Origin of the sequence: Silvibacterium acidisoli, assembly GCA_022870745.1 — a bacterium.
In the GTDB taxonomy this organism is placed as follows: domain Bacteria; phylum Acidobacteriota; class Terriglobia; order Terriglobales; family Acidobacteriaceae; genus Silvibacterium.
This window is the reverse complement of record CP085323.1, coordinates 1,171,855-1,187,714: the sequence shown is the minus strand read 5'-3', so window position 1 is coordinate 1,187,714 and position 15,860 is coordinate 1,171,855. Positions and strand designations below refer to the sequence as shown.

16 protein-coding genes and 1 tRNA gene are annotated in these 15,860 nt (G+C 58.8%); 9 read left to right on the top strand and 8 right to left on the bottom strand.

Going from position 1 to position 15,860, the window contains the following annotated elements:
- Window positions 1–279: 279 nt before the first annotated feature.
- On the top strand, window positions 280–1,044 hold the full coding sequence (locus tag LJD29_RS04780) for a class I SAM-dependent methyltransferase (protein WP_446744615.1): 765 nt from the start codon (window positions 280–282) through the stop codon (window positions 1,042–1,044).
- A gap of 3 nt (window positions 1,045–1,047) precedes the next feature.
- Here LJD29_RS04780 and LJD29_RS04775 read toward each other — a convergent pair whose 3' ends face one another.
- Complete coding sequence (locus tag LJD29_RS04775; RefSeq protein ID WP_446744614.1) at window positions 1,048–2,424, bottom strand: L-serine ammonia-lyase; 1,377 nt, start codon at window positions 2,422–2,424, stop codon at window positions 1,048–1,050.
- 11 nt (window positions 2,425–2,435) lie between these two features.
- Window positions 2,436–3,392 carry a HEAT repeat domain-containing protein gene (locus LJD29_RS04770; RefSeq protein ID WP_446744613.1) on the bottom strand — a complete coding sequence of 319 codons (957 nt, stop codon included), beginning with the start codon at window positions 3,390–3,392 and terminating at the stop codon, window positions 2,436–2,438.
- Window positions 3,393–3,527: 135 nt separating this feature from the next.
- Here LJD29_RS04770 and LJD29_RS04765 point away from each other — a divergent pair, with 135 nt between their 5' ends.
- From LJD29_RS04765 to rho, 4 genes are all read left to right on the top strand, one after another.
- Entirely contained in the window at window positions 3,528–5,087 is a 1,560-nt protein-coding gene (locus tag LJD29_RS04765) for a YifB family Mg chelatase-like AAA ATPase (protein WP_446744612.1), read from the top strand.
- Between the two features lie 33 nt (window positions 5,088–5,120).
- Window positions 5,121–5,459 (top strand): hypothetical protein, encoded by a 339-nt coding sequence (locus LJD29_RS04760; protein WP_446744611.1) that lies wholly within the window; start codon window positions 5,121–5,123, stop codon window positions 5,457–5,459.
- 548 nt (window positions 5,460–6,007) lie between these two features.
- On the top strand, window positions 6,008–6,220 hold the full coding sequence (locus LJD29_RS04755; RefSeq protein ID WP_446744610.1) for a DNA-directed RNA polymerase subunit omega: 213 nt from the start codon (window positions 6,008–6,010) through the stop codon (window positions 6,218–6,220).
- A gap of 133 nt (window positions 6,221–6,353) precedes the next feature.
- Window positions 6,354–7,604, top strand: a complete 1,251-nt coding sequence (gene rho / locus LJD29_RS04750) for a transcription termination factor Rho (protein ID WP_446744609.1) — start codon at window positions 6,354–6,356, stop codon at window positions 7,602–7,604.
- A 50-nt stretch (window positions 7,605–7,654) separates the two neighbouring features.
- Here the strand turns inward: rho and LJD29_RS04745 are convergent, their stop codons facing one another.
- Window positions 7,655–8,005: a YciI family protein gene (locus tag LJD29_RS04745; protein WP_446744608.1), complete on the bottom strand. Its 351-nt coding sequence runs from the start codon at window positions 8,003–8,005 to the stop codon at window positions 7,655–7,657.
- A gap of 63 nt (window positions 8,006–8,068) precedes the next feature.
- On the opposite strand from LJD29_RS04745, the gene LJD29_RS04740 reads away from it, so the two are divergent.
- Window positions 8,069–8,746, top strand: a complete 678-nt coding sequence (locus tag LJD29_RS04740) for a MarC family protein (protein ID WP_446744607.1) — start codon at window positions 8,069–8,071, stop codon at window positions 8,744–8,746.
- A gap of 46 nt (window positions 8,747–8,792) precedes the next feature.
- Window positions 8,793–9,320, top strand: coding sequence for a TlpA family protein disulfide reductase (locus LJD29_RS04735; RefSeq protein ID WP_446744606.1), 528 nt, complete (start codon window positions 8,793–8,795; stop codon window positions 9,318–9,320).
- A gap of 9 nt (window positions 9,321–9,329) precedes the next feature.
- Here LJD29_RS04735 and LJD29_RS04730 read toward each other — a convergent pair whose 3' ends face one another.
- Entirely contained in the window at window positions 9,330–9,896 is a 567-nt protein-coding gene (locus tag LJD29_RS04730; RefSeq protein ID WP_446744605.1) for a DUF4252 domain-containing protein, read from the bottom strand.
- Between the two features lie 156 nt (window positions 9,897–10,052).
- Between LJD29_RS04730 and LJD29_RS04725 the strand changes: the two genes are divergently transcribed.
- Both LJD29_RS04725 and LJD29_RS04720 read left to right on the top strand, forming a co-directional pair.
- On the top strand, window positions 10,053–11,318 hold the full coding sequence (locus LJD29_RS04725) for an alanyl-tRNA editing protein (RefSeq protein ID WP_446744604.1): 1,266 nt from the start codon (window positions 10,053–10,055) through the stop codon (window positions 11,316–11,318).
- A 63-nt stretch (window positions 11,319–11,381) separates the two neighbouring features.
- A tRNA-Ala gene (locus tag LJD29_RS04720) sits at window positions 11,382–11,457 on the top strand.
- A 52-nt stretch (window positions 11,458–11,509) separates the two neighbouring features.
- Here LJD29_RS04720 and LJD29_RS04715 read toward each other — a convergent pair.
- Genes LJD29_RS04715 through hemE form a run of 4 tightly spaced genes read right to left on the bottom strand, consistent with a single transcriptional unit; the run spans window position 11,510 to window position 15,844 of the window.
- Window positions 11,510–12,388 carry an aldo/keto reductase gene (locus LJD29_RS04715; protein WP_446744603.1) on the bottom strand — a complete coding sequence of 293 codons (879 nt, stop codon included), beginning with the start codon at window positions 12,386–12,388 and terminating at the stop codon, window positions 11,510–11,512.
- Window positions 12,389–12,448: 60 nt separating this feature from the next.
- The gene (gene hemG / locus LJD29_RS04710; RefSeq protein ID WP_446744602.1) at window positions 12,449–13,837 is read right to left on the bottom strand and encodes a protoporphyrinogen oxidase; all 1,389 of its coding nucleotides are present in this window, start codon (window positions 13,835–13,837) and stop codon (window positions 12,449–12,451) included.
- Window positions 13,834–14,763: a ferrochelatase gene (hemH, locus tag LJD29_RS04705; protein WP_446744601.1), complete on the bottom strand. Its 930-nt coding sequence runs from the start codon at window positions 14,761–14,763 to the stop codon at window positions 13,834–13,836. Before hemH ends, hemG begins: the two co-directional genes overlap by 4 nt.
- On the bottom strand, window positions 14,756–15,844 hold the full coding sequence (gene hemE, locus LJD29_RS04700) for a uroporphyrinogen decarboxylase (RefSeq protein WP_446744600.1): 1,089 nt from the start codon (window positions 15,842–15,844) through the stop codon (window positions 14,756–14,758). Before hemE ends, hemH begins: the two co-directional genes overlap by 8 nt.
- Between the last annotated feature and the right edge of the window lie 16 nt (window positions 15,845–15,860).

Here is a 15,860-nt window from a genome sequence, read left to right as displayed (position 1 = left end):
CTTTTGTCTTCAAAACTTCTCTCTGGCCGCAGCGTCATGCAGCGAGCCATGCTCACCTCTTTGTCAGTGCGTTGTCTGAACGGAGAAGGCACGAGTGTCATCCGGAGAGCGGTCGTACACTTAATCCAGATCATGAGGCAGAACATCGTGAAGATGCGGAGCGAGAAGCTTTGAAGACCGCATGAATACTGGCGATTCTTCGTGCCGCGTTATGGAGAGACATAGCGAGTCGCATCTCATTCACTGATGTTGCTTTCTGATTTTTCTTTGAGGTAGAGAATGTCCATTCCTGTCACCGAGCGTTTTTCAGATCGTGTTGAAAGTTATCGTCATCATCGTCCGGCATACCCGCAAGGAGTTGTGACGCTGCTTGCGAAAGAGTGTTCTCTTTCTGAAATTTCTGTCATCGCAGACGTAGCTGCGGGCACGGGATTGCTGAGTGAAGTTTTTCTCAAGCAGGGCTTTCAGGTGACGGCAGTTGAGCCGAACGCGAAGATGCGGCAGGCCTGCGCTGACCTCATGCCAGGCTTTCCTCGATTGAGCTGCGCGAGTGGAACAGCGGAGGCGACCGGCTTACAGGCAGAGTCAGCGGACCTGGTTACGGTGGCGCAGGCGATGCATTGGTTCGATCAACCGAAGGCTCGCGCCGAGTTTGTGCGTGTGCTGAAGCCGCAGGGATGGTGCGCGATCGTCTACAACCATCGGCGGCGTGGCGGCGATGCATTTCACGATGGCTACGAGGCAATCCTGGCAGGCTTTGGCTCGGATTATTACCAGGTGCAAGAGAGGCATCTCTCTCCAGAGCAGATCGTATCGTTCTTTTCTCCGCAGTCAGCAGAGACGGCGCACTTCGGCAATGAACAGCGACTCGATCTGGAAGCGCTTGAGGGTCGTATCCTCTCTTCGTCTTACATGCCGCAGCCGGGGAGTGAGAAGTACGCCTCGATGCGCCAGGCGATTGAGAAGCTTTTCGCTCAGAACAAACACGATGGCACGGTGCGCCTTGAGTATGACTGCGCTGTGACTTATGGCAGGCTCAGGTAAAGTTCAGCACTCGATGATGTTGAGCGCAAGGCCGGCAAGCGACGTCTCCTTGTAACGCGACTGCATGTCGAGACCGGTGAGATACATGGTGCGGATGACCTGGTCGAGAGACACCTTATGTTCTTCCTGCTCGTTCATCGCGATACGGCAGGCGTGCACGGCTTTCACCGCACCCATGGCGTTGCGCTCGATGCAGGGAATCTGCACCAGCCCGCCGATGGGGTCGCAGGTCATACCGAGGTTGTGCTCCATTGCAATTTCAGCTGCGTGTTCGACTTCACCGTTGGTTCCGCCCAGTGCCGCGACGAGACCTCCCGCAGCCATGGAGCAGGCTACGCCGACTTCTCCCTGGCATCCAACCTCGGCTCCGCTGATCGAAGCATTCTCCTTGTAGAGCGCTCCGATGGCCGCCGAAGTCAGGAAGTAACGCAGCAGGCCATCCTCGTTCGCACCTGGAACGAATGTGATGTAGTAGCGTGCGACGGCAGGGATAACGCCTGCGGCTCCATTGGTCGGCGCAGTGACGACACGGCCGCCTGCGGCGTTCTCTTCATTCACTGCCATGGCGAAGACTGTGACCCAGTCGAGCGGAGCGAGTGGATCGCCTGTGCCTCCGCCTGCCAGTTCTTTACTGCGCAGGCGTTGGGCGAGTCTCGCGGCACGACGGCGAACAGAGAGCCCTCCGGGAAGAATGCCTTCTGTAGACATGCCGCGATCGAGGCAGCCCTGCATCACCTGCCAGATGTACAGGATGCCCTTGCGTACCTCTTGCTCGGGGCGCAAGGTGCTTTCATTGGCCAGCATCAGCTGCCAGATGGCGAGTCCATTTGCCGCGGCAAGCGAGAGCAGCTCGGTGGCGCTGCCGAAGGGGAACGGTGTTGCTATCGCCGGCTGTTCGGCGGACGCCTGCTCATTGTCCTCGACGATAAAGCCGCCGCCGATCGAGAAGAAGATCTGCGTGCAGAGAACGTTGTCTCCTGCGTCGAGAGCCGTGAAGCGCATCCCGTTCGGATGCTGCATGTGCGCGCCCGGCGGGTTCATCTGGTCGCGATGGAAGAGAAGGTCGCGTCCTTCGCTGAATTCGATCTCGTGGGAGGCAAGATGGATTCGATGTGTTGTGCGAATTGCCAGTAGCTTTTCTTCTACGGCATTCGGGTCGACGGTCGCCGGTTCTTCACCGCTCAATCCCAGGAGGATGGCGCGATCTGTGCCGTGTCCGTGACCGGTAAGGGCCAGCGAGCCGTAAAGCTCTGCATGCACACGCTGGGTTTCTTCCGGGAGCGAGAGAGAGAAGCGTCGTGCGGCACGCATCGGACCGACGGTGTGAGAGCTTGAAGGTCCGATGCCGATCTTATACAGGTCGAAGAGACTGGTCTTCACAAGGGATTAGTCTACATCCCCGCTGCTGTTGGTTTCGTGGCACGAGTTCGCGCAGCCGAAGTTATCTTGAGATAAGAAGCAGCGGCGGCGCAGCGAACCGAGGGCTTCTTGTCGTCGAAGACATCGATCAGGCCATCGGTCACAGTGGCTCCATGATATTCGGCAAGTCCTTTGGCTGCAGCGCTGCGCACGAACGCATCGTTATCCTGCAGCGCATCGACGAGTTGCCGCATGGTGACCTCGCTGCGATCCTCGGTGAGCAGGTTCACGGTGAGAATACGCGCCGAGTTGCCGCTGCCATTCTTGTGCGCCATGCGCATGGCGTCAAGTCCGATGCCGAAGGGTCCGAGCAACGCATACGCTCCCTGCTCGGCGCCGATCTTCGCAAGCGTTGAAGGGCTGTGCATGTCTTTGTCCGCTTGATGCATGCCGCTCTTGATGAAGCTCGAGCCGGATTTGCGATCGCCGCCCAGCACTCCGTAAAGGATTCCGATGCCGCTATGGTCTTTCATTCTCCAGAGTGCAACGGCCGCAGCGAAGGCGACTTCAGGCACCGGGTCATCGAGCAGCTTCTTCATCTCGGGAATCAGCGTGGGGTCTTTGGTTGCTGCTGAGGCCGTGAGTGCCGCCACGCGCACATCCTGGTCTTTGTCGGCGTAAGCTTTTTCGATCAGCTTCTTCGCTTCCGGAGAGCGGCCCAGCGTACCGAGCGCGCCGACGGCTGCGATGCGGATCTCAGGCCGCGTGGACGCCGCCGATACCTGCAGGATGGAGATTGCGGCGGCATGCGCAGCAACCGGATCGGTCTTCAGCTTGTCGGAGGTAGGAGCAACCGGTGCGTCGGGCTCTTCGTCGCGGGCGGCGGCCTTCGAGTCGTCGCGATCGGCGGACTGGGCTCGCATTACGGTTGAAGTGGAAAGCAGGGAAAGGCACAGGAGAAGAAGAAGCTTACTGCCGGTCGTTCTCATTTGGTTCTGGTCTCCGCATCGCGGTTTGATGGTGGTGGTTACCAACGCTACCTTGTGAAGCGTTGTAAAGACAGTTTTCCGATCTCGCCGGGGCTGTCCAACGGATATACTGCAGCCACTTCATCCATTAAACCTATGCTTTTCAAAGCTCTCAGTGCTGCTGTGTACGGTATAGACGCAAATATCATCGATGTCGAGGTCGACTTTTCCGGCGTGAAGACGACGGAAGATCACTTCCATACGGTTGGCCTTCCCGACGCCGCAGTACGCGAAAGCCGCGACCGCGTGCGGGCGGCAATCAAGAACTCCGGCTTCGAGGTGCCGCCGACTCATATCACCATCAATCTTGCGCCGGCTGATATCAAGAAAGAAGGATCGGGCTTCGATCTGCCCATGGCTATCGGCATCCTCGGAGCTTATGGCGCACTCAATCTCCGGGACCTGAGCCAGTTTCTGCTGGTGGGCGAACTGGGGCTCGATGGCGGTTTGAGAGCTGTATCGGGAATGCTTCCCGTTGCTGTAGCGGCCAGGGCGCGGGGCATTAAGAACCTTGTGATTCCGAAGGCAAACGCGCGTGAAGCGGCGGTCGTCGAAGGCGTCAATGTTTTCCCGGTTGAGAATCTCATCGAAGTGCGCGACCTGCTCAACGCAGCAGCGAACGGCGGCATACATACTCAGCCGTTTCGTATCGCGACCGCACAGATGCTCGGCGAGACGCACCACCATGCTCTCGATTTTGCGGATGTGCGCGGCCAGCAGACTGCGAAGCGCGCTCTCGAGGTAGCCGCAGCCGGCGGCCACAATATCCTGATGATCGGGCCGCCCGGTTCTGGTAAGACCATGCTGGCCAAGCGGCTGCCGTCGATTCTGACGCCTCTGAGTTTTGAAGAGGCACTCGAAACGACCAAGATCCATTCGGTTGCCGGGGTACTCGACGCCGATACGGGACTGGTGACGCAGCGGCCCTTCCGCTCGCCTCACCACACGATTTCAGACGCAGGGTTGATCGGAGGCGGTGCAGTACCGCGTCCGGGCGAGGTATCGCTGGCGCACAATGGCGTGCTCTTTCTCGACGAGCTGCCCGAGTTCCCGCGCAATGTGCTCGAGGTGATGAGGCAGCCGCTTGAGGACCGCAATGTCACCATCGCACGCGCCTCGATGTCGCTCAGCTTCCCTTCGGCTTTCATGCTGGCTGCGGCGATGAATCCCTGCCCGTGCGGATACTTCAACGACCGGTCACGCGAGTGCCACTGTACGCCGCCGCTGATCCAGCGCTATGTGTCCAAGGTGTCCGGGCCGTTGCTTGACCGGATCGATATCCATATAGAGGTTCCCGCGGTGCAGTATCGCGAGCTGCGCGGTGGAGCGGCCAGCGAAAGCTCGGCTGTGATCCGCGAACGGGTGCTGCGGGCGAGAGAGATGCAGCGGCAGAGATTCCTGTCGGCAAAGGAGAAAATTTACTCCAACGCACAGATGGGCACCCGGCAGATTCGCGCCTTCTGCGAACTTGGCCCGGAGGCTGAGAAGCTGCTGGAGAGGGCCATGCAACAACAGGGCCTGACCGCACGCGCGCATGACCGCATCCTGAAGGTGGCTCGAACCATCGCGGACCTCGCGGGAGAGGAGCGGGTCACGGTTGCCCATATCGCGGAAGCGATCCAGTACAGGACGCTTGATCGCAGTTACTGGAGCTGACATAATCGCTGCCTCTGCTGGGGAGGCGTCCAAATGAAGCGTCTAATGGTGGCGGCCATGTTGATCGCATACGGGAGTTCGATGAACGCCGAGGTGAAGACCTGGGAGGGCTTCGTCACCGATACCCATTGTGGAACCAACTGCCAACGCACCTCCTCGATGACACCGGATAAGGCGTGTGTACGCCGGTGCGTCCGCCGAGGGTCAAAATACGGTCTCTGGTACGGAAACCATGTCTATGAGCTTGACCCCCAGGTGAAGGCCGGAAAATTCGCGGCCGAGAATGTCAGGGTGACCGGGGAAATGGTGGACGACACCATCAGAATACGGTCTATCGAACGGGTTCTGGGACAAACGGTACCGAAGCAGTGACGAAGCTGATTGGATGGGAACGGTTCCAGGAAAATACAAAAAAATGTAGAAACGTTGCGAAATGTCAGTGGTCAACGCTTGAGAATGAGTAATTTAGACCAATTTAAGATTTCCCATTCTTGGAATCAAAAATCGCTAATTCTATAAAAAAATAGTTGACCGAGAGATTGCGCCGGGTTTACCTTGCAACAGTACGACTGATTTACACGTGACGTCCGCTGTGCATTTGCAACCTTGGGCCATCTCTTTCAGGTCATCTGCGCCGACCCACTCAACCTGCGAGAAGTATTCCGCCTTGCTTGCTCAGGTGGCTATTCGTTGTGTAGTCCGGATTAAATTCACGAAGGCAATCAGTGTTTTGCTCTTCTCCGTATGGGTCAATACGGTGAATGGGCGATTACAAAAAAAGTTGACCCATAACAAAGTCTTTTGCGTCTAATAGACGGAAAGCATACAGGCTGACTTCTAACAAGCGGGCGAATCGCCCGGCAGGGTGCCCGTTACTCTCGTGCACATAAGAAGATACGGCCGTACGATAAGGAGAGAACATGCGTTCTGATTTGATTTTTGGGGCACTTGCCCATGTGAAGAATCGGTATCAACTTTGCCAGCTTGCTTCGAAAGCTACTCGCAAGTTGCATAAGCCGAACACCCGGCTGCAGGATACGACAAACGACGTGCTCGTACGTTTTCATGAAACCAGCCCCGTGGGCAAAGTTGTTGCCCCTGGGTCTTCCGCGCAGGAGCGCCGCGCAGCGTAAGCTGCGCGGCCTTGCCGCATAATCCTTACCAGAGAATAAGTTCTAAATAGAGAACCACTTAGCAGTTTTCTCCACTCGTAACTTCCTTCCTGGCACCACCCCTCACTCCCAAAAAAGCCTACCGCAGGTGACAATGACCATCTCCGAACTAAAAGAGAAAAATATTACGGAGCTCAGCCGTATTGCCCGCACCCTTGAAATCCCGGGCGCGAGCGGCCTCCGCAAACAGGACCTTATCTTCAAGATTCTGCAGGCGCAGAGCGAAAAAGAAGGCCACATCTTCGCCGAGGGCGTACTTGAAATTCTGCCCGACGGCTACGGATTCCTCCGCTCGCCCGACTACAACTATCTGCCCGGTCCCGACGACATCTATGTATCCCCCTCACAGATCCGCAAATTCGACCTCAAGACCGGCGACACGATCAGCGGCAACGTTCGCCCACCGCATGAGGGGGAGAAGTACTTCGCGCTGGTAAAGATCGAGGCGATCAACTTCGAGTCTCCGGAAGAGACCCGCAACAAGATTCTTTTCGACAACCTGACTCCGCTGTATCCGCAGGAGCGGATCAAGATGGAGACGGTGCGCGAAAACATCAGCGGCCGCGTGATGGATATTCTCACGCCGATCGGCAAGGGCCAGCGCGGCCTGATCGTCGCTCCTCCGCGTACCGGTAAGACCATGCTGCTGCAGTCGATTGCGAACTCGATCACTTCCAACCATCCGGAAGTCGTCCTGATCGTTCTGCTGATCGACGAGCGTCCGGAAGAAGTGACGGATATGCAGCGTTCGGTGAAGGGCGAAGTGATCAGCTCGACCTTTGACGAACCCGCAGCCCGCCACGTGCAGGTTGCGGAAATGGTGATCGAAAAGGCCAAGCGCCTGGTCGAACACAAGCGCGACGTCGTGATCCTGCTCGACTCGATTACCCGTCTTGCTCGCGCCTACAACACCATCGTTCCGCCGTCGGGCAAGGTGCTCTCAGGCGGTGTGGATTCGAACGCTCTGCAGCGCCCCAAGCGTTTCTTCGGCGCAGCCCGCAACATTGAAGAGGGTGGTTCGCTCACCATCATCGCCACGGCGCTGGTCGATACCGGCTCGCGCATGGACGAAGTGATCTTCGAAGAGTTCAAGGGCACCGGCAACATGGAAGTCATTCTCGATCGCAAGCTGATCGACAAGCGTGTCTTCCCGGCGATCGATATTCAGCGCTCCGGTACTCGTAAGGAAGAGTTGCTCATCCCCAAGGAAGATCTCAGCCGTGTTTGGGTGCTCCGCAAGGTTCTGCATCCGCTATCGCCGGTCGAAGCGATGGAGTTGCTTGTGGACAAGCTTGGAAAGACGCGCAACAACGCGGAGTTCCTGCTGAACATGAGCTCGATCTAATCGCGATCATGCTCGATAGAAGGCGCCCGCAACACGGGCGCCTTTTGTTGTCAGTACTCGACTTTGATGTCGCTGAGTGCGGGTAGATAGACCGAGCGGATTTCCGCCTTGAGGCGGCCAGCCTGCACTGCCGGGTCGAGGCTTGCGAGGATGATGGCGTCGGTCCGGTTGGCGGCTTCGAGAATGGTGATGCCGACGAGGTCGTCTGCGTCATCGGTCACCGGTCCGGTGATGAGGAACTTCCGGGCTTCGGTCTGCTCGCGTAAGAAGGCGAGGTGCTGTGGCATCAGCTCTTCGGAGCCTTCGGCTTCGTTCCACCTGGGCCCTTTTTTCAGCAGGCAGAGGAAATAGCCTTTGAGGTTGCGGGGAACATTGGGCGTACGGCGGGATTCATTCGACATGGGATTCCTGGCCTGGTAGATACCGGCTATATTTTTGTAAGCGTTAAGAGGTTGGCAGCAAGTATGAACTTACAACAGGATATCGCCGGCATCGCGCGCGAGACGATTCTCGTTCTGGCCGCGCTTTTTCCCATTGTCAATCCGCTGGGCAGCGCCGCCATTTTCATCAACATGGCGGGGCCACTGGACCCGAAGCTCCATGAACTGGTTTCGCGCAAGATTGCGATCTACAGCTTCTTCCTGCTGATGGTTTCGATGATCTGGGGAGCGGAGGTGCTCTCGTTTTTCGGCATCTCGATTTACGCCGTACAGATTGGCGGTGGACTGGTCGTTACGATTGCAGGCTGGTCGCTGCTGAATCAGGCGAACGATACGCAGGCCTCGACGGCGACCGATCCTGAAGGCGCTCTGGACAAGGCGTTCTATCCGTACACTCTGCCTCTCACCGTCGGCCCTGGCTCCATCTCCGTGGCGATTACCCTGGGTGCGCACCTGACCGAGAGCCTTGGACACGGTACATTCCTGGCGCCTGAGGTGCTGATCCCAGCACTTATAGGCGTGGTTTCCATCTGCGTGATTATTTACACCTGCTACCGGTATGGGCGCTCGGCAGAAAGGCTGCTGGGAAAGACCGGCACCACGGTTGTGATGCGGCTCTCGTCCTTCATCCTGCTCTGTATCGGTATCCAGATTGTGTCGACGGGCGTGCGCACCTATCTCGAACTCTTGCGGGGGCACTGAGTGAGGGCAGCGGTGTCTTTTATCTAAATTTTCGTGAGGTCAACGAATGCTTCGATCTGCTCTTACTGCCGTCCTTCTGCTTTGCGTTGCTGCTCCAATCTCCCGTGCGGAAGATCCGGATTTCAAATCGAAGATCGCCGTCGGTCAGGCTATGCCTGCGATCAAGGTGCATAAACTTCAGGGCGGTGACTTTTCGCTGGCCGAGGAGCGTGGCAAAGTCGTTGTGGTCAATTTCTGGGCGACCTGGTGCGGTCCATGCAAAATCGAGATGCCGGAGCTTCAGAAGAACGTCTGGCAGAAATACCAGTCCAAAGACTTTGCCATGATCGCCATTGCCCGCGAGCAGACCATCGACACGGTTGGCGCCTTCCAGAAGCAGCATCCGGAGTACACCTTCCCGCTGGCCGTCGATCCTGACCGCTCTACCTATAAGGTTTTCGCCGATGCAGGCATTCCTCGCACCTACGTGGTGGACCGCAAGGGGCGCGTCGTTTACGAGTCCTTCGGCGTCGAGACGGATGGCATTCGCAAGATTACAGGAGCCGTCGACAAGGCCCTGGCAGCGAAGAATTAGCCAACGTTTCTAGTAGTCGTTGTTGTTCTGCAACTGGTCGCCTGAGAAGCGGGGAATGCCGAAGTGCCCGCGCAGGTGAAGCAGGTCGAGCGGACTGATCGTTCCGTTGACCGCAACCAGGTTGAGATTGGTCTGGTTGGCGATGAGGATGACGAAGCCCTCGATGTTGGCGTGCTCGAAGCGTACCCAGATATCTGTGTGGTTAGGATTTTCAGCGCCGGGGTGCGACTGGTTGGCGACCATGTGCTGCCAGCCGCGATCGCGGTACTGCTGGCGGACCGCTTCGAGCGCGCGCGGGTCGTAGAGTCCTGGCTCGGAGAAGCGATAACTGTGCACGGAGATGCCGCGCAGCTTGGCTACGATGCGGCGCGTGTCGTCGTCTCCGACGAAGCCATTGGCCATGTCGAGCATGGATTTGTCGAAGGTGAAGTCGGTGTGGAAGGTGGCGTGGTGCGCGAGCACCTCCATCCCTTGTGGGATCCAGCTGTCGTCGGGATAATTCGCGCTGTTCTGGGCAAAGATGGGCGCGGCAACAAGCAGGGTTAAGAGGGCAATTTTGGCGCGGAGTTTTGGCATAACTCTCCCTCTTGAACTGAACGCGATTTTACGGAAAAAGTTGGTGTAAGAGCCGATTTTTGTTGCGTTGGATCAATGCGCCGCTTTCGGGAGGCTGGCCGTTCCCGGATGCTGCTTCAGTATCATGGGGATATCAACAGGACTGGACGGGACCCTATGGCTGAACGGCTGTACTACACTGACTCGTTTTTGCAGATTTTTCCTGCACAAGTTACCGATATTCGAGAAGTTTCCCGGACGGACGGTGTGTCCATCTGGCAGCTTGCGCTCGATCGCAGCGCGTTTTATCCCACCAGTGGCGGCCAGCCCTTTGACCGTGGAGTGCTGAAGGCGGTATCGCGTAACGGTGCAGTGCTCGAAGTGCCGATCGAAGAGGTCGAAGAGGGTGAGGATGGGGAAGTCTGGCACCTGACACGCAAGCCTTTAACGTCGGGCACAAAGGTTGAGGGAGCGATCGAGTGGTCGCGCCGCCTCGATCATATGCAGCAGCATTCGGGCCAGCATTTGCTGTCGGCTGTTTTTCATCGTGAGTTACAAGCGGAGACGGTTTCGTTTCATCTTGGCGAAAGCATTTCGACGATTGACCTTGCGGTGGACGCGCTCGCAATCCATAGCATCGAACGCGTGGAACGGGTGGCGAACGAATTGATCGCCGAAGACCGCAGCGTGACGGTAATGACGGTTTCGCACGAAGAGGCTGAAGGCCTGCTGGCAGCGGGAAGGTTGAGGAAGCTGCCGCCTCGTGAAGGCTCTATCCGGGTGATCGAGATTGCGGACTACGACCTGAATGCCTGTGGCGGCACACATGTGCGCTCGCTGGGACAGATCGGCAGCCTGCTGATTCGTGGTGTGGAAAAGGTAAGCCGAGGCTTTCGAGTGGAGTTCGCCTGCGGTTTGCGGGCGGTTGCCGCAGCGCGGCGCGACTTCACGTTGCTGGGCAGCACTGCAGGGTCGCTGTCTGTCGGTTCCGCGGATGTCCCGGAAGCCATTGCGCGGTTACAGCGGGATGCGAAGGCCGTTGCGAAGGATCGTACGCGGGTAACGGAAGAACTGGCAGGCTATCATGCGGCGCGACTCGCGGTAGAGGAGATGATCGAGAAGAATCTGCGACTGGTGCAGCGGACTTTTACCGACCGCGATCCCGATTACGTGCGGCTGCTGGCATCGAAACTCGCAGCCTCGGTTCCGCGAACGGTGGCAGTCCTGGCTTCCGATCCTGGTGGAGAAGCGATCCGGTTGGTGTTGGCCCGGAGCAAGGATGTCGATTTCCACTGTGGGAATTTTCTACGCGAAGCGCTGGCTCAGCATGGTGTTCGCGGCGGCGGATCGCCGGATATGGCGCAGGGAGATGTTCCACGGCTGGCCCTGCCGCTGGTGATGGCGAAGATGGCAGAAGATCTGCGGAATTCGCTGTCGCGCTAAAAGCTCATGCTTTGCGAAAGCGGCAGAGGCTGTTAAACTTGCAGAAGTGTCTCTGGCACCTGTGGGGCTGTAGCTCAGTTGGGAGAGCGCGTCGTTCGCAACGACGAGGCCATCGGTTCGATCCCGATCAGCTCCACCAAAAAAGATTGAAGGGCAGGCTTTTGGCCTGCCCTTCGTGTTTTTGCGGCGGTCTATTTCTTCGCTTCTTTCGCAGCCGCATCCTCGATCGCCTTCCATTCTTCCGCGCTCAGCTGGACGCTGCCTGAGGCCACGTTTTCTTCGAGGTGATCGACCGATGAGGTGCCGGGGATCGGCAGCATGACCGGCGAGTGGTGAAGCAGCCAGGCGAGCGACAGCTGGGCGACGGTTGCCTTGTGGGCTTTCGCGATCTCGTCGAGTACGCCGCCCGGCCGTGCGAGCTTGCCCGCTGCGACAGGGAACCACGGAATGAAGCCCAGTTTATGCTCCTGGGCATACTGTAGCGAAGCCTCTGACTTGCGGGTGGTGAGGTTGTACTCGTTCTGCACGCTCACGATCTTGACGGTCTTCGATGCCTCGGCGATCTCGTCGGGCTTTACTTCGGAGAGGCCGACGTGACGAATCTTGCCCTGTTGCTGCAGCTCCTTGATGACTCCGAGCGATTCGGCGACGGGGACCTTGGGGTCGATGCGATGCAGTTGCCAGAGGTCGATACGCTCGACCTTGAGGCGGCGCAGGCTCATCTCTACGCACTGGCGCAGGTATTCAGGGCGTCCAACGACGGCCCACTTATTGGGGCCGGAGCGGGTGAATCCGCCCTTGGTGGCGATGATCAGGTCTTTTGGGTATGGATGGAGCGCTTCGGCGATCAGGCGCTCGCTGACTTCGGGACCGTAGGCATCGGCCGTATCGATGAAGTTGACGCCGAGTTCGACCGCGCGACGCAGTACTTTTTTTGCCTGCTCCGGATCTTTGGGTTCGCCCCAGACGCCTTCGCCGGTGATGCGCATGGCTCCGAAGCCAAGCCGGTTGATGTTGAGGTCGCCTCCGAGGGAGAAGGTGCCGCTGGCGGACGCATTTGGAGTGCTCATGCTCATGGGATGCGGGAGCATTGCGAATGGGAGCAGGCTTAAATCGCGGTCAAAGAAGATTTATGCAAGATCTTGCGCAATGCGCGCTGCTGCCTCACGGCCCTGACGAACGAGGTCGGGAAGGCCGACGCCATGATAGGCGTTGCCGATGAGCTGGAGGCCTGGGACTGTCTGAACCAGTTGCTTCAGGTGCGCCATGCGCTCGACATGCCCGACAGCGTATTGCGGTAGGGAAAGTGGCCAGCGGCGCAGCACCGTAAATGTTGGTTCCGGAAGCAATCCGAGCGAACGCGAAAGCTGGCGATGCGCCGCAGCGATGAGAAAGCCGTCGGGTTTATCGAGGATCGCTGCGGCGGTTTCGCCGCCGAAAAAAGCGCGCAGCAGGACGGCGCCGTCAGGCGCGCGATGCGTGAACTTCTGGTCGACGAAGGTGCAGGCGAGCAGTTGCGGGTCTTTGAAGGATATGGTCGCATCGTCCGGTGGTACAAGGTAGCCGAAGCCGCCCGGGACCGAGATATTTTTAGCCTGATCGGGCGCAAAAGCGAGCGCAACCACGATGGCCGAGGTTGCTTCCATCTTGAGCAGCCGGCTGCACTCCTGCTGGATCGGCTCGATCAGCTTGCGCGTGATGTGCGCGGGAGTGGCGAGGATCACGTGATCGAATAATTCGCCGTTGACGTGCCACTGTCCGCTGCTCCTGCTGATGGATTCGACCGGATGTTGCAAGCGCACAGAACCCGCAGGCAATGTCGCGGCCACGCGCTCAATGAGCGTCTCAAGGCCAGACTTGAGCGTGGTGAAGAGAGGCTGTGACTCGCGCGCGGGTTTCTGCTGGAGGGCTATGACCAGACTGCCGTGTTCGCGCTCCATCTTGACGAAGGCCGGCATGGTGGCGCGAACGCTGAGCGTATCGATGTTGCCGCCGAAGACTCCGGAGAGTAGCGGACCAGCGATGGTGCGGGTGGCTTCTTCGCCGAAATGACGCGAGACGAATGATGCTACCGATTCATCCTGTTCTTCTGCGAGTGCATTCGCTTTGAGCTCTTCGGCGCGGGCGGGCTCTAGCTGGTAGGCGCGGCGCGCCTCTTCGCTGAACAATGGCGATTGCAGAATGGGCTCCCATTTCGTGGGCACCATCATGCGCATGCCGTCCGGCATGGGAACGAGCTTCGACTGCTGCAGGAGATAAGTTTTACGGAGGCTGTCGTTCGACGGAATGATCTCTGCTTCGAGCCCCAGCCCTACGGCAAGCTCGCGTGCCCATGGCTTCTCGCTGACCCACGAGTCGGGGCCGCACTCGACGACGAAGCCGTCACGGCGGAGGGTTTCAACGATACCGCCAAGGCGATGCGAAGCTTCAAAAAGCACGAAGGGCTGATTGCGGCGGGCGAGCTCGTAAGCTGCGGCGACGCCGGCGATGCCGCCGCCGATGATCGCAGTACGCTTCATGCAGAGATCCGTGCGAGGCCGCGCTGCGCAAGGTCTGCGAGAGCAGTAGTCAGCAGGGAAGATGAGTTAAGCGATTCCGGACGGCGCAGTTCCATGCCTAGGTTTGCGGCAAAGTCTCGGAAGGCGATGTCGATGTCATAAAGAATCTCCACGTGATCGCAGAGAAAGCCGATGGGATCGAGCACCAGCTTTGTGACGCCCTGCTGATGCAGCGCAGTGAGTGTGTCTTCGACGGTCGGGCCGATCCATGGGCCTCCCGACATGCCCTGGCTCTGAAAGGCGAAGAACCAGTTGCCTGGCGCCAGTCCATCGATGCGCTCAGCGACAAGCGCGGCGGTGAGCTTGGCTTCAATCGCGTAAGGGTCGGGCGCGATGTCTGCATCTGATGATTGGATGGTGCGACAAGGCACACTGTGCGCGGTAAAGAGCACCGGTACTGGCGCGGCGCTCTCCGTGCTGAACGGCGTCCAGACGGCGCGCAGGCGTTCTGCGAATGCATCGGCGAGCAGCGGATGATCGGCCCAGCCCTCGATGAAGTCGACGATCATGCCCTGGGCAGCGGATGCTACAGCGCGGCGGTAAAGTCCAACACTGGTGCGGGAATTCTGTGGTGCGAGGCAGATGGCGACGATCTTCTCGATGCCGTCGGCACGCATGGTGGCGACCACATCCGCGATGTAAGGTTTCCAGTTGCGCATGCCGACGTAGACTGGCGCGCTGATGCGTTCGGCGAGCAGGCGGCCTTGTTCGAGCGTCAGAGAAGTGAGTGGGCTCTTGCCGATGAGCGAGTAGCGATGGCGGATCTCTTCGATCACGCTCTCCGGCATCGGGCGGCCGCCGGTGATGTTGCTCAGGTACTGCGGGATCTCGTCGAGTTCATCAGGTGTGCCGTGAGCAAGCAGAAGAATGGCAGCGCGATCAGCCATGTTGCTGCTCCGTCTGGAATTCGCGGACGAAGTTCACAACCTGTTGCACATGCTCGACCGGCGTGTTGGGAACTATGCCGTGTCCGAGGTTGAAGATGTGGCCGGGGCGTCCCGCGGCTTCGCGAAGAATCTCATGCACGCGGCGGCGAATCAGCTCCGGCTCTGCGAAGAGCGTGATGGGATCGAGATTACCCTGTACAGCGCAGGAGTAATCGAGATCGCGCCATGCTGCGCCGAGTGGCGTGCGCCAGTCGAGGCCGAGCACATCGGCGCCGGTCTCGCGCATGGCAGGCAGCAGCGTCGCGGTGTCGACTCCGAAATAGATGACAGGCACACCCATCGCCTGCACCTCGCGAACGAGCTGCTTCGACGCTGGCAGGACGAACTCGCGATAATCGGTCGGGCTGAGCGCGCCGGCCCAGCTGTCGAAGATCTGGATGACGTCGGCTCCGGCGTCGACCTGCTGCTGCACATAGACGCGGAGCACGGCATTGAGCTTGTCCATGAGGCGCTGCCAGGTTGCGGGCTCGCGATACATGATGCTCTTGGTGTGAATGTAATTGCGCGAGCTGCCGCCTTCGATCATGTAGCTGGCGAGCGTGAAAGGCGCTCCACAGAAGCCGATGATGCCGAGGCGGTCGCTGAAGTGCGACGCAACGCGGCCGATAGCTTCTGCAACATAGCCAAGCTCGGAGGCGCGATCCGTGTGCAGGCGCTCGACATCTTCCGCAGTGCGGACAGGGTGATGCACGACAGGCCCCTCGCCGGCCATGAATTCGAAGTCGAGTCCCATGCACTCAAAGGGAAGAAGCAAGTCGGCGAAGATGATGGCCGCATCGACATCGAGCTTCTCAGCCGCGGTGATGGTGACCTCGGCGGCGAGCTCGGGCTTCTTGCAGATTTCGAGCAGCGAATGGTGACGGCGCACCTGCTGATATTCAGCCATGTAACGTCCCGCCTGGCGTAGAAACCATACGGGCGTGCGATCGACCGGCTGGCGCAGGCATGCCCGCACGAAGCGGCTGCCGCCTGTGAGGGCCGAAGGAGAAAGCTCTGGGGAAAGCTGGCGTGAGTCGTTCATGCGGAAAGTCACATAA

What these genes read in the sequence shown, in the direction of transcription:
- LJD29_RS04780 (WP_446744615.1), top strand. Translation starts at nt 280, where the DNA reads ATGTCCATTCCTGTCACCGAGCGTTTTTCAGATCGTGTTGAAAGTTAT.
- LJD29_RS04770 (WP_446744613.1), bottom strand. Translation starts at nt 3,392, where the DNA reads ATGAGAACGACCGGCAGTAAGCTTCTTCTTCTCCTGTGCCTTTCCCTG.
- LJD29_RS04765 (WP_446744612.1), top strand. Translation starts at nt 3,528, where the DNA reads ATGCTTTTCAAAGCTCTCAGTGCTGCTGTGTACGGTATAGACGCAAAT.
- LJD29_RS04760 (WP_446744611.1), top strand. Translation starts at nt 5,121, where the DNA reads ATGAAGCGTCTAATGGTGGCGGCCATGTTGATCGCATACGGGAGTTCG.
- LJD29_RS04755 (WP_446744610.1), top strand. Translation starts at nt 6,008, where the DNA reads ATGCGTTCTGATTTGATTTTTGGGGCACTTGCCCATGTGAAGAATCGG.
- rho (WP_446744609.1), top strand. Translation starts at nt 6,354, where the DNA reads ATGACCATCTCCGAACTAAAAGAGAAAAATATTACGGAGCTCAGCCGT.
- LJD29_RS04745 (WP_446744608.1), bottom strand. Translation starts at nt 8,005, where the DNA reads ATGTCGAATGAATCCCGCCGTACGCCCAATGTTCCCCGCAACCTCAAA.
- LJD29_RS04740 (WP_446744607.1), top strand. Translation starts at nt 8,069, where the DNA reads ATGAACTTACAACAGGATATCGCCGGCATCGCGCGCGAGACGATTCTC.
- LJD29_RS04735 (WP_446744606.1), top strand. Translation starts at nt 8,793, where the DNA reads ATGCTTCGATCTGCTCTTACTGCCGTCCTTCTGCTTTGCGTTGCTGCT.
- LJD29_RS04730 (WP_446744605.1), bottom strand. Translation starts at nt 9,896, where the DNA reads ATGCCAAAACTCCGCGCCAAAATTGCCCTCTTAACCCTGCTTGTTGCC.
- LJD29_RS04725 (WP_446744604.1), top strand. Translation starts at nt 10,053, where the DNA reads ATGGCTGAACGGCTGTACTACACTGACTCGTTTTTGCAGATTTTTCCT.
- LJD29_RS04715 (WP_446744603.1), bottom strand. Translation starts at nt 12,388, where the DNA reads ATGAGCACTCCAAATGCGTCCGCCAGCGGCACCTTCTCCCTCGGAGGC.
- hemG (WP_446744602.1), bottom strand. Translation starts at nt 13,837, where the DNA reads ATGAAGCGTACTGCGATCATCGGCGGCGGCATCGCCGGCGTCGCCGCA.
- hemH (WP_446744601.1), bottom strand. Translation starts at nt 14,763, where the DNA reads ATGGCTGATCGCGCTGCCATTCTTCTGCTTGCTCACGGCACACCTGAT.
- hemE (WP_446744600.1), bottom strand. Translation starts at nt 15,844, where the DNA reads ATGAACGACTCACGCCAGCTTTCCCCAGAGCTTTCTCCTTCGGCCCTC.